The sequence below is a fragment of the Microbacterium sp. FW305-3-2-15-F-LB2 genome, from assembly GCF_058787255.1.
In genome coordinates this window covers 675,190-691,205 of record NZ_JBYSZO010000001.1, presented here as the reverse complement: position 1 = coordinate 691,205, position 16,016 = coordinate 675,190, and the positions used below count along the sequence as shown (strand labels likewise).

The following is a 16,016-nucleotide window of genomic DNA, read 5'->3' as shown; positions in this document are numbered from 1 at the left end:
CGGTTCGGCGATCATGGACACATGCGCCTGATCCTCAACGTCCTGTGGCTCGTCCTCTCGGGGTTCTGGCTGTTCCTCGGCTACCTCGGCGCGGGCATCGTGCTCTGCGTCCTGATCCTCACGATCCCGTGGGGCATCGCGTCGTTCCGCATCGGGCTCTACGCCCTCTGGCCGTTCGGCCGCGAGATCGTCGCGAAGCCGACGGCCGGCGTCGGGTCCTTCCTCGGCAACGTCGTGTGGGTGGTGCTCGCGGGCTGGTGGCTCGCCCTGGGCCACATCGTCACGGGCCTCGCCCTGTGCATCACGATCATCGGCATCCCGCTCGGGATCGCGAACTTCAAGCTCGTGCCGGTGTCGCTGATGCCGCTGGGCAAAGAGGTGCGCGAGATCCGACGCGGCGGACCGTTCGACCGCACGCTCGCGGGCTGACGCGCCGACTCAGGCCGGCGGCAGGTGACGTCGGCGCTCCCCCGCGCGCAACGGCACCGCGAGGACGAGACCGACGATCGTCATGATGCTGCCCACGGTGGCCACCGCGACCGTCATCCCCGCGGGGAAGTGCTCTTCGTACATGCCGGACAGGCGCGCCAGGTGCCACGGAAGGACGCCGATCTCGCTGTTCCACGACTGCAGGGCGTCGCCCGCACCGACGACGGCCGCCGTGATCGCGGGCAGCGCGAACGCGACGCCCACCCCGCCGATCGCGACACCGGCGGCTCGACGTCGTCCGAGTTGCGCGGCGAGCGACCATCCGGCGACGACGAAGACCCACGCGACGAGCGCGAAGGCTGCCGTGAGGTAGACGATCCGCACGACGAGGATGCTCCAGAGTGCGGGCCACGGGCCGCCGGGGCCCGAGAGCGCGAGGGGCGCGAGCGCGACGATGCAGCGCAAGACGAGGGCGCCCCCGACGGCGGCGATGATCGGCCACGGCGACCGCGATCCCAGCAGCAGCCGGACGACCAGCGCGAACAGGAGCCAACCCGCGACGGCGAGGATGACACTCCCGACGCCCTCGCCCGGCGCCTGCACGATGCGGGTCGCCAGGAGCAGTCCGCCCGGGATGGCGATCATGAACCACCGGTCGAGCGGAAGGACTCCGAGCGTCGATTCGCGGGCACGCCATGGGCGGGTCGATGCGATCCAGGTCGCGCGGGCGGCCGCGGCGCCGGGCCGGCCGACCAATCGCGTCCGGGCCGCGACCATGCCGATGACGACCCACGCCGCCCCGAGCACGAGCAGCGCGCGAGCGATCCACGCTGTCGCCGCGTCGATCTCGACCGGCGTCCGGGTGAACGGATCGACGACCAGCGCGAGCACCGCCCCGATGATCAGCAGCGCGGCGACGGTACTCAGGGCCAGGATGCCTCGCCCCGCCGTCGTCGCCATGCACCCACGTTACCGGGCCGCGCGGGGCGTTTTTCGACGCGGGCGCCGCGACGAGACCCCGGGCCCTCCGGCGGAGTTCGTCGCCGACACGCCGGGCCAGCGGCATCCGCCACCGGCGCGTCGGGACCGGACTCCGCGAGACGGCCCGGCCCCGACCGACGGCCCGGCCTCACCGGCGGCCCGGCCCCCACCGACGGCCCGGCCTCACCGGCGGCCCGGATTCACGCGCGGTCGTGGAGGGTCACGTGGTAGCCGTCGGGGTCGGCGAAGGTGAAGGTGCGGCCGAACGGTCCGTCGATGGGCGCGGCCACGATGCGGTGGCCGTCCGCGGCGAGCGCGTCGTGGATCTCCTGCGCGTCGGTGGCGTGCAGCCACAGGGCGGTGCCGATGCCGGGCTGCGTAACACCGGTCAGATCGGTACCGGGTGCGAGGTCTCGGATGGCGAAGGCGATCGGCGCGGTGTCGAAGACGACGGCGTGCGGCGGACCGGCGGGCGATCGGACGAGGCCGAGGTACTTCTCGTAGAAGGACTGCGAGGCGTCGAGATCGCGCACCTGCAGGGAGATGAAGTCGGGTCCGGTGACGGGCATGGGATTCTCCTTGTGTCAGATAACTGACACCGAATGTATGTCAGACTACTGACATGGCGCAAGAGGGAATCGATCTGAACACGTCACTCGGGTATCTCGTGAAAGAAGCGTCGAGCGCCCTTCGCGTGGCGATGGAAGACGTTCTGCGCCCCCTCGGGATGACGATCACTCACTACTCCTGCCTGGAGCAGCTGGCCCAGCGCCCCGGCTCGTCGAACTCGGACCTGGCCCGCGGGGCCTTCGTGACGCGGCAGTCGATGAACGTGCTCCTGCAAGCACTGGAGCGCGATGGCATCGTCGAGCGCGCCGAGAGCGCCCCCACGGGCAAGGCTCTTCCCACGAGGCTCACCGAGAAGGGGCGCAGCGACCTCGCTCGTGCGAGCGCGGCCGTGCGGGCGGTCGAGCGGCGCATGCTGAGCGGGATGACGGATGCCGAGCAGATCGGGGCGCGAAAAGCCCTTCGGTCCATGGTGCAGTCCCTGCGCGACTGACGGACAGGAGCAGATTGTGTAACAATCTGCTCATGCTTCCCGCCCTCGCGGTTCTCGCGGCCGCCCTGTGCTTCGCCACGACCGGCACGGCCCAGGCGCTCGCGGACGTCGACGCGTCTCCCCTGGCCGTCGGAGCCGCGCGCATCGTCGTGGGTGGCGGCATCCTGGGGGTCATCGCTCTGCTGCGGGTTCGCCCGCGCACCGGATCGCCCGGAACGAAGAGCCCCACGGCGAAGGGCCCGACGGCGCTGGGCCCGACGGCGAAGGGCCCGACGGCGCTGCTCATCGCCATCGGCGCCGCGGGGGTTCTCGCCTACCAGCCGCTGTTCTTCCTCGGCACACGAGAGAACGGTGTCGCGATCGGCACGGTCGTCGCGCTCGGCTCCGCCCCCATCGCGACGGGAATCGTGGATGCCATCCGCTCACGTCGCCTGCCCTCGGGCCGGTGGATGCTCGCCACCGCGATCGCCCTCGCCGGCGTCGTCCTGGTCTCGGGCGTGACAGGCGGCGCCGTGACACTCGCCCCGGCGGGCCTGCTCGCGTCGGCCGGGGCAGGAATGTCGTACGCCCTCTATACGGTGTGCGGCAAGGCGCTCATCGAGAGGGGGTGGGACTCCACACGCGTCATGGGTACCGTCTTCGGCGCGGCCGCCGTCGCGAGCGTGCCGGTGCTACTCGCCGCGGGAACGTCCTGGCTGGCCACGCCGAACGGTGTCATGCTCACGCTCTGGCTCGGCGTCGTGACCACCGCGGTGGCCTACCTGCTGTTCGGGTGGGGCCTGGCACGACTGACGGCGGTGACCGTGTCCACGCTGACCCTCGCCGAGCCGCTGGGCGCGACGCTCCTCGGGCTCCTCGTGCTGCACGAGCAGCTCACGGCCGTGAGCGCGGTCGGCCTCGCGCTCATCGCCGTCGGCCTCGCCGTCGTGTCCGCCCCGTCTCGTCGGCGGGAGGGGGTTCCGGATGCCACGGCCCCGGCGTGATCCCCCGATGGTTCCGCCCACTGCCGCCAGCACGGCGAGCTCCGCGTCGATCCGTCACGGCCCTCGCCGTGACGGCACACCGGGCCCACGTGCGGCGGACGTCGTCGCGGATGCGGTGCGGACCGGCATCCTGTCGGGCGAGACCGGGGAACCCCTCTGCGGGAAGAGGAGCTGAGCGCGACGCATGGCGTCTCGCGTCATACCGCCCGCACGGCGTTGGCGACGCTGACGGCGGAGCGCCTCGTGACTGCGGAACCGTACCGCGGCGTGCGCGTCTCACTGCTCGACGATGCCGCGCTGGTCGCCCTGCAGCAGTTGCGGTGCGCCCTCGAGACCGAGGCGCTCCGGATCGTCCGCGACCGCGGCATCCGTCCGCCCGATGTGGATGCCGCACTGGACGCGCTGGCCGCCGCAGAGGCCTCCGAGGACTGGCCGGCCACCCTCGAGTCCCACGCGCGGGTGCACCGCGCGCTCGTGGACGCCGCGGGCTCCCCGCGCATCGCCGAGGAGTACCGGCGCCTCGACTCCGAGATGCACCTGCTGCTGACGCACGTTCGACCCGCGTACTCCCCGGGCGCACTCGCGACGGAGCACCGCGCCTACGTGGAGGCGGCTTTGGCGGATCCGGGGCGCGCGGTCCGCGAGCACCTCGACCACTCGACGCGCATGATCATCGAGGGACGCCGGGCGGCCGATCGACCCGGATGACATGATGACGGGAAGGGGAACGGTGGGGGCACCATGACTTTTCACATCCAGCCGCCGGTGGGACGGCCGATCATCACGGCGGTCACGGGCACGAACGGGAAGACGACCGTCGCCACGGCCACACGTCAGGTGATGAACCTCATCGGGTGGCGGGCCGCCGGGTACGACTCGACCGGGGTGACGGAGGTCGACGGCACCCTGCGGGAGAGCCGCGTCCGCCGCTCCCCGGACTACCTCCCCGACCTGATCGACGCTCAGGCGCGCGCGGGCGCGCACGCGGTGTCGCTGGAAGCGTTCGTCGGCATCCTCGCGGACGGACTCTTCGAACGCGTGCCCGTCGACGTCGCCGTCTCCACGGGGCTGGAGCGCGATCACATCGACGTCCACCGCAGCGTCGAGGGGTACTGGAACGCCAAACTGCGGTTGTTTCGCGAGTATCTGCGCCCAGACGGTATCGCCGTCATCGCGGCCGACTCTGCGCAAGGGGACCTCGTGCGCGAGGCCGTCGCGCTGCGCGGGATCCGCCTCGTCGTCGTGGGCGACGGCGGCAACGTGAGCACCGAGGGCCTGGAGGAACGGTCGGGTCGACTCGTGGGGACTCTGCGCGTCGAGGGACGGGCCCATCCCGTCTCCCTCCCCACGGTGCACGCGGTGGCGGTGACGAATCTGCTCCTGGCGGGGACAGCCGTCATCGCTGCCGGCGGCGACCCCGCGGCCGTCACCGATGCGCTCTCGCGGGTCGAGCCGCCGCCGGGCAGACTCCAAGTGATCGGCGAGAAGGACGGCGTGACCGCAATGGTCGACACGGCCCACAATCCGGGCGCGCTGAGGGTCGCTCTGCGCGCGGCTCGAGCACGGACCGCCGGCCGGGTGATCCTCGTGTTCGGAGCCGGCGGCGAGCGCGACCGCGGCAAGCGAGCCCCCATGGGCGCGATCGCCGCGGAGTTGGCCGATGTGGTGGTGCTGACCGACGACAACCCACGCCGCGAACCGCCCGAGCGCATCCGCGCCGAAGTCCGGGCGGGGATCCCGGACTGCATTGAGATCCCCTCGCGAACGGATGCCATCCACGCCGCGCTCCACATGGCGCGGGCGGGCGATCTCGTCCTGGTCGCCGGGAAGGGCGACGAGGACACTCAGATCGTCGGCACGACGACGGTGCCGTACGACGATCGAGCGGTTCTCCGGCAGGCGCTCGCCTGACGGAGCTGCTCCCGCCTCAGATCACGTAACCGCCGTCGGGGTCGTATCCACCGTCGGGGTCGTAACCACCATCCGGGTCGTAACCCCCATCGGGGTCATAACCCCCATCGGGGTCGTAACCACCATCCGGGTCATAACCCCCATCGGGGTCATACCCAGCATCCGGGTCATACCCGCCATCCGGGTCGTAAGCCGATGCGTCGCTCATGATGCCCCCAAAGTTTTCGACTGCGATGTGCCACCGATTGAACGCCCTTCGCGATGCCGAGCGCAAGCATCGGAACGCACGCCGCCGTGCCACACGACGACATATCTCGTCATGCCTCGAAACGACCGTTTGCGGTATCGCCGCCCCGGGTTAGCGTGGGGGCACATCGCGGCGATCCGGGCGGTCCCGGGCCTCGGTTCATAACCGAAGGCGTGGCGGGTTCGACTCCCGCCGTCGCGTCCACTCCCGGAGGGCAACGATGCGCGCCACCGAGCGTGACGTCATCGCCTAGCGCGAGGGCGACTCTGCTCGGGAGTTCGTCACTGTCGGAACAGCCCCGGTGAATTGGTCTGCTCGCTCCTGGCTCTGTTCCGAGCCCGAGAACAGCCCTGACTGGTCGGCCGAACGGGCCTCAGGGGCTGTCGGCTCCTCCTCACCAGTCACGATCTGCACTCGCGACAGCGGCAGCGCGACTCTGGACTCGCGCACCCATTCCACGAGTTCTTCCCGGACGAAGCAGCGCAGGTCGAACAGCTTGGCCGCGTCGGCGGCCGACACCAGCACACGGACACGCACGAGTCCGCCGGTGGCATCGGTGACCTGAAGAACGCTCGTGCGACCGTCCCACAAAGGCGTGCGTTCGAGGATGCGGTCGAACTCGTTCCTCATCTCAGAAGTGCGCACCTGCCAGTCGACGTCGAGTTCGACCGCGCCAAGAAGTTCGCTCGACCGCCTGGTCCAGTTCTCGAACGGCGTCGTTGTGAAATACGTGGAAGGCAGCACGAGTCGACGATCGTCCCAGATGTGCACGACCACATACGTGAGGGTGATCTCCTGGATGCGACCCCACTCGTCTTCGACCACCACGACGTCGTCCACACGGATCGCCCCGCTGAACGCGATCTGAATTCCTGCGAACACGCTCGCCAAGGTCGACTGCGCAGCAAGTCCGGCGACGATTCCGGCGACGCCTGCGGAGGCGAGGATGCTGGTGCCCAGCGCGGCGACGGCGGGGAAGGTGATGAGGATCGACCCGAGGGCAAAGACGATGATGAAGACGATCAGCAGGCGACGGATGAGGATCAACTGGGTCTGGCGGCTGCGAGCGACACGATTGTCGGCCACTTCGAGCGGAAGCCTGGCCATGCCGACGCCGATCGCGAATGCGAGGATCGCACCGACGAACCACGCGCTCGCAGCGATCGTGAGGATGACGAGCAGGTGAGTGACCTGCTCGCTCGTGTCGGGGTCGGGCCAGGTGAAGATGAACACAGCCCAGAGACCGACCACGGTCAGAAGCGCGCGGAACGGCCCGCGCACCGTGGCCGAGAGCGTCTGCGGCCAATCGTGCCGCCGCGCGATCCTTCGTACGACCAGCGAGATGACCCCCGCGACGACAAGGGCTGCAGCAAGCGCAATCGCCGAGGCGACCGCCACACCGATCCACGATCTCAGTTCGAACACTCAAACCTCCAGACGATGTCGGAGCTCACCACCCTAGCGAGACGCACCCACGTTCGCCCGACGTCCGTCGTCATGCACCGCGCGCGAACTCGGGCGTCGGAATCACGACTCACGAGGGGTCAGGGGTGATCCGCCGGCCGCGGCAGGCTGCCGTGCGCGATGAGGAGTTCGTAGATCTTCTCGAAGGCGCCGGCCAGGTGTGCGCTCTGCTCCTCGTCGAGCGCGTCGAAGAAGACCTTCCGAACGAAAGCGATGTGGCCGGGCGAGGCACGACGGAGCAGGTCGCGCCCCGCCGGGGTCAGAGCCACGTCGGTCGCTCGCCGGTCGTTCGCGTTCGGTGTCAGGTCCACGAGGCCGTCCCCCGCGAGACGGCGTGTCTGATGCGACACCCTGCTGCGCTCCGCTCCGATGCGGATCGCGAGGTCGGACACCGTCATCGTCCCGGACGGTTCGCTCGTCAGCGCGACGAGAACGTCGTAGTCGGCCAGCGAGATACCGCTGTCGTCGCGCAACTGCCGGTTCATCTCGTAGCGAAGGCGCAACTGCACCTTCATGAACGCGAACCAGGCTCGGACGTCGTCGTCCTCGAGGAACGCGTAGGGCGACTCGGCGGGCACGTCGTATCGACTCATGGGTTCTCCGTCCATCGGCGTTCCGCGCCCCGGCATCCGAGCGGGCCGCCCTTCAGGCTAACCACGGCCGCCGCGCTGTCTCATGTGAAGAGCACGGTGTACACCTTCGCGAGCAGACCGTCACGGACGATACCCATGTCTGCGCCGCGCACGACCGGAGCCCCCTCCGGACCGAAGGCCCAGGCGAGGTAGCCGAGATCCTGCACCTGGTAGAACGGCCCGTCGGGCGCGAAGACGAAGTCCGGCCCGCCCCCGTCGAGGATCTCCTGGGCCTTCGCGTGGAGCGCGTCGTGGCCCTGCACCTCGGCATCCGGATCCGCGAACACGACGTCCTCGGTGTACGTGCGACGGATCGCCTCACGGCGAGCCTCGGGGTCGCGCTCGCCGAACACCTCCCGCAGGTTGGCTTCCATCAGGGACTTCAGATCCGCGTGCGCCATTTCCGTCTCCACCCAATTACGTGAACTTTCACTTAAAATAGGACGCGCGGGGTCCCGGGGTCAAGGTCGAACGACGACCGACCCTCGCCCGCCGGGAGGACGCCATGAACGTCGACGACCCGGCCGACCAGATCGCCCTTCGGGACCTGGTGGCCCGATACGCCCACCACGCCGACCGCAAGCAGCCCACGGAGCAGTCCGAGGTCTTCACCGTCGACGGCCGGGTGCGTCTCTACGAGGGGGATCCCGACGCGACGGAACCCGTCGACGTCGTGACGGGGCGTGCGGCGCTCGCTCGCACGTTCGCCGAGCTGATCGCGCGATACGACGTCACGACCTACCTGAACGGTCAGTCCCTGATCACGGTCGACGGAGACGCCGCCACCGGCGAGACGTACTGCCTCGCGATGCACGTCCTCGACGAGGGCGCCGGTCGCGAGCTGCTCACGATGTCGATCCGCTACCTCGACGTGTTCGCCCGCACGCCGGACGGGTGGCTCATCGCCGATCGACGACTCGTCTTCGACTGGGTCGACCGCCGACCCTCCCACGCGTGATGCGCCCCGACGTGCCGAACGCGGCGCCGTCCGCGGCAGCGGCGTCCCACCGCCAGCACGAACTGAACACCACCCACGAAACCGGAAGAGACATGACGCCCTCCGAACTGCTCACCACACCCTTCGGCCCGCGAACGACTGCTCGCGAGATCCTCGACGGCGTCTCACTCGACGGCCAGCGCTTCCTCGTCACCGGCGGCGCATCGGGCATCGGCGCGGAGACCGCGCGTGCTCTCGCGGGCGCCGGCGCCGAGGTGACCATCGGCGTCCGTGATCCCGCCCGAGTGGCCGACATCGTGCGCGACCTCCAGCCGTCCACGGGCTCCGGTCACGTCATTGCCGCCCCCCTCGACCTGGCCGACCTCGCGTCGGTGCGGCGCTTCACGGACGACTGGCGAGGGCCGCTGAACGGCCTCGTCGCCAACGCCGGAATCATGGCGCTCCCCGATCTGGAGCGCACGCCCGAAGGCTGGGAGCGCCAGCTCGCGGTGAACTACCTCGGCCACTTCGCGGTGATCCTGGGCTTGCACGACGCCCTGGCCGCCGCGGGCACCGCGCGGGTCGCCATCGTCAGCTCGACCGCCCACCTCCGATCTCCGTTCGTCTTCGACGACCCGCAGTTCACCCTCCGCCCCTACGACCGGTGGAGCGCGTACGCGCAGTCCAAGACCGCCGACGTCCTCCTCGCCGTCGGCATCGCCCATCGCTGGGCTGCGGACGGCATCACCGCGAACGCCCTGATGCCCGGGTGGATAACGACCAACCTCCAGCGCCACCTCGACGATGACACGCTCCGCTCGATGGGAGCGATGGATGCCGAGGGCAACCGCATCGATCAGGACCACTTCAAGACCGTCGAACAGGGTGCGTCGACTTCGGTGCTGGTCGTGGCATCCCCGCTGCTCGACGGCGTCACCGGACGCTACTTCGAAGACAACCAGGAAGCCGAGGTCATCGTCGAGACGGCGGGCCGTGCGAGGGGCGTCGCCGCGCACGCGCTCGACGCAGACGCGGCTTCGCGGCTGTGGGACGAGGCGGAGGCGGTGCTGCGGGGGCGGTGAGGCTCCGTCAGTAACTCCACTCCCACCCGGTCGCGCCGCCGGCCATCGTCATCACCACGGATCCGGTCGTCGCCGCGACGTCGAGCACCACCCACCCGGACACGCTCTGCCCCGGACCGATCTGCGCGGGCAGCAGCTGCCCACTATCGAAGCACGACCATGCGTGTCCCATCGGGTCGTTGAGGCGCTTGCCCTCGCCGTCGTAGGCCTGCCAGTCGTAGGGCCCGAAGAGCATGAAAGGCACGGCCTCGTCGGCGAGTTCGGGCGTCGTCTCGATGTTCATGTGGATGCCGAGGAAGTGACCGTTCGCAGGGGCGTCGGCGAATCCACTCGTGCATTCCGGGTCCACCACGATGTCGGTGACTGCGAAACGAGACGTCACGACGCCCGACGGGATCGAGGTCGTTCCGGCGAGCTCCCCGATCTGCTTCACGAGGTTCCCGCGGGAGCTCTTGGCGGGCTCTGCCGACGCCTGCGCCTCGGGCTGAGCGTCGGTCGGGTCAGCGGAGGCGACCGGTGCCGTTTCCGGAGTCTTCCCCGTGTCGTCCGGCGGGGCCGGCGAGCAGCCCGCGAGGATCAGAGTGAGGGCGAAGGATGCCGCGGCAAGAGGGGCGATCTTGTTCATGCTGTGTTCCGTTCATCGGTGATCCCCGGCGTGGGGCCGCGCGGCGAGTGCCGGCAAGGACGATGGTGGCCACTCTCGGGCTCTCGGCGCCGCACGGCATTGATAAGACCCCTTATCACTTTTCGGCCCGCGAAAGCCGCGAAAATCGCTAGGTTGGCCCCATGGCATCCGATCCGCTCCTCATCGACCTGCCCGGCGTCGCCCGCCTGGCGGGCGTGCGGCGCGCCGTGCCGTCGATGTGGCGGAAGCGGTTCCGTGGCGAGCCCGACCCGTTCCCACCCGTCCGGACGGAGAAGAACGGCCGTCCCTACTTCGATGCCGCGTCCGTCGCCCAGTGGCTGGCGCGCACGTCGCACGGCAACAACCCCTCGGCTGTGGCGGATGCCGCTGCCTCGGCCGCGCCCGCCGGCTTCGAGATCGCCGACCCCGCGCACGTGGCCACGGTCGACGCGTTGCTCACACTGTCCACGCTCACCGGCGAAACCCTCGCCGAACGGAGCACCGACGACCTGCGTGCTCTCGCGCACTCGTCCGATGAGGACGACCTCTTCCTCGCATCAGAGATCGTCGGCGTCTCGGCAGACTGGACGGCGTGGGCCGATCTGCTCGCGGACGCCGCCTACTCGCCTCTCGAGGCGTCGATCCTCCTCGAGCGTCGCCACGCCGCGACCCGCTCGTCGGCGGGGTCGGCGGGGCCCTTGACCCCGGAGGCCGAGGACTTCGTCGTGACCCTGGGGACCGCGCTCCTCCCGGCGGGCCACTCCATCCTCGCCGTCACCCCCGGCATGTCTCCGCCCCTCGCCGTCCGGCTCGCCGCTCGGTCCGAGGAGCACGAGCTCCGCCTCCCTACCCATCCTGAAAGCCGGGCCGTTCGGCGACGCATGGTGCTCGAAGGGATGCCGCTTCCCGGGGCTTGGGCGAGCGACAGGGCCGCGCGCCTCACGATCCTTCGCCTCCCGTCGTCCGAGCACCGGTTCTCGGCGGACATGCTCGACGCCGTCAACGAGCTGACGCTCGGGATGCGCGACGACGATCGGGCGGTGGTCCTCGGGCCCGCCGCGGTCCTGATCGGGCCGCTCCCCGCAGCCGAGGATCTCGTCCGGGCGGACGCGCTGCGCACCGGTCGCGTGCGGGCCATCGCCCGACTCCCCCGGGGTCTGGTCACCTCTGCCGTGCGCGAACCGCTCGCCGTCTGGGTGATGGGTCGCGAAACCGGCGACGTTCCGGTCGCCGAGCGATTGACCGCCGTCGCCGACCTGACGGACGCCAGCTGGACGACGGCCGCGCGCCAAGACCTCGTGAGCGACGTCGTCGCCGCGATGGGCGGGGCACGGGCCGTCCGGGGACACGCGTTCCGGTTCACGCGTCTCGTGCGAACGACGTCGCTGCTGGCCTCTCGTGAAGGCCTGGTGGCTTCGGTGGTCCGCTCCGTCTCTGCTCCCAAGCGCCGGGAGATCCCGGCGCTGCTCGATCAGGCGCGGGCGGCGATGGTCGATCCGGTTCCCGCGACGGTCCCCGCGGAGCGGACCCGACCGGGGCCGGACGCCGGCGCGATCGAGACCATGATCGACGAAGGGCACCTGCGCGTCCTGCCCGGGACGCGCATGGAACCCGATGAGTTCACCACGGCGGGGCTGGTCGTCGTCACCGCCGACGACCTCGATGACACCGCGGCGATCGGCGGCCGCCGCGTCGACCAGATTGCGTTCGCACAGCGGCATCCGAACGCCCGCCTCACTCTGTCGGGAGATGTCGTCTTCCGCACGTCGCCGACACCGCGAGCCTGGGTGGATCGCGAGGGCTCGTCCGTCGTCGTGCATCCCGCGCGCGTTCTCCGCATCTCTCCGGCCGACCCGGGCGGACTCGTGCCGCACCTCGTCGCGCTCGACATCGCGCGCGCCACGGGCGATCCCGGTGCCTGGCGTCGCTGGCGGCTTCGCCGCGTCGCCCCGCCCTCGACCCGGTCCCTCGATCGTGCCCTCGCGGAGATCGCCGCGCAGCGTCTCGCCCTCGCGGAACGCATGGACGCGCTCGACGCCTACTCCGACCTCCTCGCCCACGGCGTCGCCGCGGGCGTCGTGACCCTCACCGAACCCGCCGCCGACGCGGCATCCGAAGCACCGTAAGGAACCCCATGCCCCGCACACCGAAAGCCGCGCCGCAGGCGCCGTCGACGATGAAAGAGCTGAAGGACACGCTCTGGAAGGCCGCCGACAAACTGCGCGGATCGATGGATGCCTCGCAGTACAAGGACGTGATCCTCGGCCTGGTGTTCCTCAAATACGTGTCGGATGCCTTCGACGAGCGCCGCGCGGGCATCCGCGCCGAGCTGCTGGCCGAGTCGTACGACGAGGAGCAGATCGCCGACCTCATCGACGACACCGACGAGTACACCGGGCGCGGCGTGTTCTGGGTGCCGGCTCAGGCGCGGTGGGGCTTCCTCGCCGAGAACGCCAAGGGCATCGGACCGTCGATGAACGCTCCCGAGAAGTCGATCGGAGCGTTGATCGACGAGGCGATGGATGCCGTGATGCAAGCGAACCCGCAGCTCAACGGAACCCTGCCGCGCATCTTCAACCGCGACAGCGTCGATCAGCGGCGCCTCGGCGAACTCGTCGACCTCTTCAACTCGGCGCGTTTCGCCGCCCAGGGTCAGGGTGGTTCGGACGGACGTCGCGCCCGTGACCTGCTGGGCGAGGTGTACGAGTACTTCCTCGAGAAGTTCGCCGCCGCCGAGGGCAAGCGCGGCGGCGAGTTCTACACGCCCGCCGGCGTCGTGCGGGTGCTCGTCGAGCTGCTGCAGCCGACGCACGGTCGCGTGTACGACCCGTGCTGCGGTTCGGGCGGCATGTTCGTGCAGGCCGAGAAGTTCATCGACGCGCACCACGGCGAGGGCAGCGACATCTCCGTCTACGGACAGGAGTTGAACGAGCGCACGTGGCGCATGGCGAAGATGAACCTCGCGATCCACGGCCTCACGGGCCAGCTGGGGTCACGCTGGGGCGACACGTTCGCGCGCGATCTGCACCCCGATCTCGAGGCCGACTTCGTCATGGCCAATCCGCCCTTCAACATCAAGGACTGGTCGCGCAGCGAAGACGACCCGCGTTGGCGTTACGGCGTCCCGCCCGTGGGCAACGCGAACTACGCGTGGATCCAGCACATCCTGTCGAAGCTCGCCCCCCGCGGTCAGGCCGGCGTCGTGATGGCGAACGGCTCGATGTCGTCGAACTCCGGCGGCGAGGGACGCATCCGCGCCGAGATCGTCGAGGCCGACCTGGTGTCGTGCATGGTCGCCCTGCCGACCCAGCTCTTCCGCTCGACCGGCATCCCGGTGTGCGTCTGGTTCTTCGCGAAGGACAAGGGCGCGCGCGCCGGCGAGGTGCTCTTCATCGATGCCCGCAACCTCGGTCACATGGTCGACCGCGCCGAGCGCGCCTTGAGCGACGACGACATCGCCAAGATCGCCGGCACCTTCCACGCCTGGCGCGGGATCGAATCGGATGCCGCCCTCGATCACTACGAGAACGTTCCCGGCTTCTGCTACTCGGCGACGCTCGCCGAGATCAAGGCCGCCGACTACGCCCTTACCCCCGGCCGCTACGTCGGCGCCGCGGAAGTCGAGGACGACGGCGAGCCGATCGAGGAGAAGCTCGCGCGGCTGCGCGCGGAGCTGGAGGCGCAGTTCGCGGAGTCGGCGCGGCTGGCCGAGGTCGTGCGGGAGCAGTTGGGGCGTGTCTGACATGTGGGAGAAAGTTCCGCTGCCCGAAGTACTGGACTTCAGGGAAGGCCCCGGAATTATGGCGCGCGACTTCCGCGACGAGGGCGTTCCACTCATTCGGCTTGCCGGGCTGAAAGGGAGATCTGTAGTAGAGGGGTGCAACTTCCTCGCGGAAGATGATGTCGAACGACGCTGGTCTCAATTCCGGACCCGCCTCGGCGACACGCTACTAAGCACATCTGCTTCGCTGGGCGAGGTGGCGGTGGTCGATTCCGCGGGCGTAGGAGCCGTGCCGTACACCGGCATAATTACATTCCGACCGAAGGATGATCGAGTAGCTCCCGGCTTCATTCCATTGATGCTCCGCGAGCAGTCGTTCAAGGATCAGATCGAGGCCATGGGCGTGGGCAGTGTGATGAAGCACTTCGGGCCAACCCATTTGAAGCACATGAACGTCACAGTGCCTCCTCGCCGCGAGCAACACGCAATCACGGAAGTTCTGGGCGCCCTAGACGACAAGATCGCCGCGAACATCTGCGCATCGACTCGAGCTGATGAGTTGATCACTACCGAGTTCGATCGGGCGATGATGGATGGTGCCAGATCCACGCCATTACTTGAGGAAATCACAATCGAGTTCGGCGAACCGTTTGGCGGCAAGTTCTTCAGTGCTCCGGGCTGCGGTCGACCGCTTATCCGTATCCGCGACCTGAAGTCGTTCGACTCGCAGGTCTGGACAACGGAGTCCAGAAGCCGAGAGACAGCGATCGATGCTGGTGATGTCCTGGTCGGAATGGACGCCGAGTTCAGGGCGACCACGTGGCTGGGAGAACGGGGCGTGCTGAACCAGCGAGTGCTTCGCGCGAGCCACGAGCGCTACGGAAATGCTCTCGTCCGCGAAGTCCTGAGGCTGCCCCTCAGCGAGATCGAGAACGAGAAGTCGGCAACCACGGTGATCCACCTGAACAAGTCCGACCTCGCACGAAAGTCAGTAGTGATGCCTGTAGAAACGGCAATGCTGAAATTCGAGCGCCTTGCCGAGCCCCTCTACGAGGCTCGAGTGGCGTTGGCGAAAGAGAACCGCACGCTCGCCGCGACCCGCGACGCGCTCCTCCCCCAGCTCATGTCGGGGAAGCTGCGCGTCCGCGATGCCGAAACGATCGCCGCGGACGCCGGGGCCTGAGGAACGGAAAGCCGGTATGTTCGCACCATTGCACCGCCGCACGAATCTGGGGGGATTCGCCGCATGACTGCCACGCCCGCGCTTCCGCGACTCACCACGGGACGCGCGTCATGAGATTCCTGCGCAGGCCCGTGCCGCTGTGGTCTCACCTGGCCACTTTCGGTGTCGTCGTGCTCGTACTCGGCGGTCTGGCGGTCGGCGTGGCAGCGGCGTTGCTGACCCCGCCGTGGCTGGCATCCGCTCTGGGACCGCAGAGCGTCGTCCGGAACGAGCAGGTCGTGACCTTCATCACGAAGGAGGAGCAGACGGTGCTCCTCACGCTCGGCGTCGAGGGGATCTCCGAGGCGGAAGGAATCCCGCCCGAGATCCTGAAGGACGTGCCGGTTCTGAAGAAGGTCCGGCTGATGCAGTACAGCCTGACCGCCAAGCTCGGCGTCGATGCCGTGACCATCGACGCCACCGGCGACCACCAATTCACGGTGAAGGTCCCGCCGTTCACCTGGATCGGCGAGGCAGACACGAACATCGATCGGGTGATCAGCGACGACGGCGTGCTGAGCGCGTTCACCGCGCAGATGTCGGAGTCGGAGCAGTTCAACGCCATCGTCGACGACGAACTGAAGAACCAGTATCTGAGCGCCAATGACGAAGCGCTCCGGAATCAGGCCGAGTTCCACTTCACCAAACTCGCCCACAGCATCGACCCCGATGCAGAGCTCACGTTCGAGTTCGCCGGCTGACCCACCGATCCCCACGGAAGC

General features: G+C 69.1%; 18 protein-coding genes, 1 tRNA gene and 1 pseudogene. 13 read left to right on the top strand and 7 right to left on the bottom strand.

The window, feature by feature from the left end; genetic code table 11:
* Window positions 1–21 precede the first annotated feature (21 nt).
* A complete protein-coding gene (locus tag AC3WLZ_RS03400; RefSeq protein ID WP_492469050.1) occupies window positions 22–429 on the top strand; it encodes a YccF domain-containing protein in 408 nt (135 codons plus the stop codon).
* Between the two features lie 9 nt (window positions 430–438).
* Here AC3WLZ_RS03400 and AC3WLZ_RS03395 read toward each other — a convergent pair whose 3' ends face one another.
* Together AC3WLZ_RS03395 and AC3WLZ_RS03390 are read right to left on the bottom strand one after the other, a co-directional pair.
* Window positions 439–1,389, bottom strand: a complete 951-nt coding sequence (locus AC3WLZ_RS03395; RefSeq protein ID WP_492469049.1) for a hypothetical protein — start codon at window positions 1,387–1,389, stop codon at window positions 439–441.
* A gap of 221 nt (window positions 1,390–1,610) precedes the next feature.
* Window positions 1,611–1,979, bottom strand: a complete 369-nt coding sequence (locus AC3WLZ_RS03390) for a VOC family protein (RefSeq protein WP_492469048.1) — start codon at window positions 1,977–1,979, stop codon at window positions 1,611–1,613.
* A gap of 53 nt (window positions 1,980–2,032) precedes the next feature.
* Here AC3WLZ_RS03390 and AC3WLZ_RS03385 point away from each other — a divergent pair, with 53 nt between their 5' ends.
* The 5 genes and pseudogenes from AC3WLZ_RS03385 (at window position 2,033) to AC3WLZ_RS03365 (ending at window position 5,364) form a co-directional block, all read left to right on the top strand.
* Window positions 2,033–2,470, top strand: a complete 438-nt coding sequence (locus AC3WLZ_RS03385; RefSeq protein ID WP_412923670.1) for a MarR family winged helix-turn-helix transcriptional regulator — start codon at window positions 2,033–2,035, stop codon at window positions 2,468–2,470.
* A gap of 32 nt (window positions 2,471–2,502) precedes the next feature.
* The gene (locus tag AC3WLZ_RS03380; protein WP_492469047.1) at window positions 2,503–3,453 is read left to right on the top strand and encodes a DMT family transporter; all 951 of its coding nucleotides are present in this window, start codon (window positions 2,503–2,505) and stop codon (window positions 3,451–3,453) included.
* Window positions 3,454–3,609: 156 nt separating this feature from the next.
* Window positions 3,610–3,669 (top strand): annotated as a pseudogene (locus AC3WLZ_RS03375) (hypothetical protein); the annotation flags it as partial.
* A 27-nt stretch (window positions 3,670–3,696) separates the two neighbouring features.
* Window positions 3,697–4,161: an FCD domain-containing protein gene (locus AC3WLZ_RS03370; RefSeq protein WP_492469046.1), complete on the top strand. Its 465-nt coding sequence runs from the start codon at window positions 3,697–3,699 to the stop codon at window positions 4,159–4,161.
* A gap of 33 nt (window positions 4,162–4,194) precedes the next feature.
* The gene (locus AC3WLZ_RS03365) at window positions 4,195–5,364 is read left to right on the top strand and encodes a Mur ligase family protein (RefSeq protein ID WP_492469045.1); all 1,170 of its coding nucleotides are present in this window, start codon (window positions 4,195–4,197) and stop codon (window positions 5,362–5,364) included.
* A gap of 16 nt (window positions 5,365–5,380) precedes the next feature.
* On the opposite strand, the gene AC3WLZ_RS03360 is transcribed toward AC3WLZ_RS03365, so the two are convergent.
* Complete coding sequence (locus tag AC3WLZ_RS03360) at window positions 5,381–5,572, bottom strand: hypothetical protein (RefSeq protein ID WP_492469044.1); 192 nt, start codon at window positions 5,570–5,572, stop codon at window positions 5,381–5,383.
* Between the two features lie 167 nt (window positions 5,573–5,739).
* Between AC3WLZ_RS03360 and AC3WLZ_RS03355 the strand changes: the two genes are divergently transcribed.
* Window positions 5,740–5,815: transfer RNA gene (locus AC3WLZ_RS03355), tRNA-Met, on the top strand.
* 45 nt (window positions 5,816–5,860) lie between these two features.
* Here AC3WLZ_RS03355 and AC3WLZ_RS03350 read toward each other — a convergent pair.
* From AC3WLZ_RS03350 to AC3WLZ_RS03340, 3 genes are all read right to left on the bottom strand, one after another.
* On the bottom strand, window positions 5,861–7,036 hold the full coding sequence (locus tag AC3WLZ_RS03350; RefSeq protein WP_492469043.1) for a mechanosensitive ion channel family protein: 1,176 nt from the start codon (window positions 7,034–7,036) through the stop codon (window positions 5,861–5,863).
* A 119-nt stretch (window positions 7,037–7,155) separates the two neighbouring features.
* Window positions 7,156–7,668 (bottom strand): MarR family winged helix-turn-helix transcriptional regulator, encoded by a 513-nt coding sequence (locus AC3WLZ_RS03345; RefSeq protein ID WP_492469042.1) that lies wholly within the window; start codon window positions 7,666–7,668, stop codon window positions 7,156–7,158.
* A gap of 80 nt (window positions 7,669–7,748) precedes the next feature.
* A complete protein-coding gene (locus AC3WLZ_RS03340; protein ID WP_492469041.1) occupies window positions 7,749–8,108 on the bottom strand; it encodes a nuclear transport factor 2 family protein in 360 nt (119 codons plus the stop codon).
* Between the two features lie 104 nt (window positions 8,109–8,212).
* On the opposite strand from AC3WLZ_RS03340, the gene AC3WLZ_RS03335 reads away from it, so the two are divergent.
* Complete coding sequence (locus tag AC3WLZ_RS03335; RefSeq protein ID WP_492469040.1) at window positions 8,213–8,665, top strand: nuclear transport factor 2 family protein; 453 nt, start codon at window positions 8,213–8,215, stop codon at window positions 8,663–8,665.
* 92 nt (window positions 8,666–8,757) lie between these two features.
* On the top strand, window positions 8,758–9,726 hold the full coding sequence (locus tag AC3WLZ_RS03330; RefSeq protein ID WP_492469039.1) for an SDR family NAD(P)-dependent oxidoreductase: 969 nt from the start codon (window positions 8,758–8,760) through the stop codon (window positions 9,724–9,726).
* A gap of 7 nt (window positions 9,727–9,733) precedes the next feature.
* Here AC3WLZ_RS03330 and AC3WLZ_RS03325 read toward each other — a convergent pair whose 3' ends face one another.
* Window positions 9,734–10,351, bottom strand: a complete 618-nt coding sequence (locus AC3WLZ_RS03325) for a DUF4352 domain-containing protein (protein ID WP_492469038.1) — start codon at window positions 10,349–10,351, stop codon at window positions 9,734–9,736.
* A gap of 161 nt (window positions 10,352–10,512) precedes the next feature.
* On the opposite strand from AC3WLZ_RS03325, the gene AC3WLZ_RS03320 reads away from it, so the two are divergent.
* The 4 genes from AC3WLZ_RS03320 to AC3WLZ_RS03305 all read left to right on the top strand — a co-directional run bounded on the left by AC3WLZ_RS03320 (window position 10,513) and on the right by AC3WLZ_RS03305 (window position 15,995).
* On the top strand, window positions 10,513–12,477 hold the full coding sequence (locus AC3WLZ_RS03320) for a hypothetical protein (RefSeq protein WP_492469037.1): 1,965 nt from the start codon (window positions 10,513–10,515) through the stop codon (window positions 12,475–12,477).
* A gap of 8 nt (window positions 12,478–12,485) precedes the next feature.
* The gene (locus AC3WLZ_RS03315; RefSeq protein ID WP_492469036.1) at window positions 12,486–14,093 is read left to right on the top strand and encodes a class I SAM-dependent DNA methyltransferase; all 1,608 of its coding nucleotides are present in this window, start codon (window positions 12,486–12,488) and stop codon (window positions 14,091–14,093) included.
* Between the two features lies 1 nt (window position 14,094).
* Window positions 14,095–15,255 carry a restriction endonuclease subunit S gene (locus AC3WLZ_RS03310; RefSeq protein ID WP_492470938.1) on the top strand — a complete coding sequence of 387 codons (1,161 nt, stop codon included), beginning with the start codon at window positions 14,095–14,097 and terminating at the stop codon, window positions 15,253–15,255.
* A 110-nt stretch (window positions 15,256–15,365) separates the two neighbouring features.
* Window positions 15,366–15,995, top strand: a complete 630-nt coding sequence (locus AC3WLZ_RS03305) for a hypothetical protein (RefSeq protein WP_492469035.1) — start codon at window positions 15,366–15,368, stop codon at window positions 15,993–15,995.
* Window positions 15,996–16,016 lie beyond the last annotated feature (21 nt).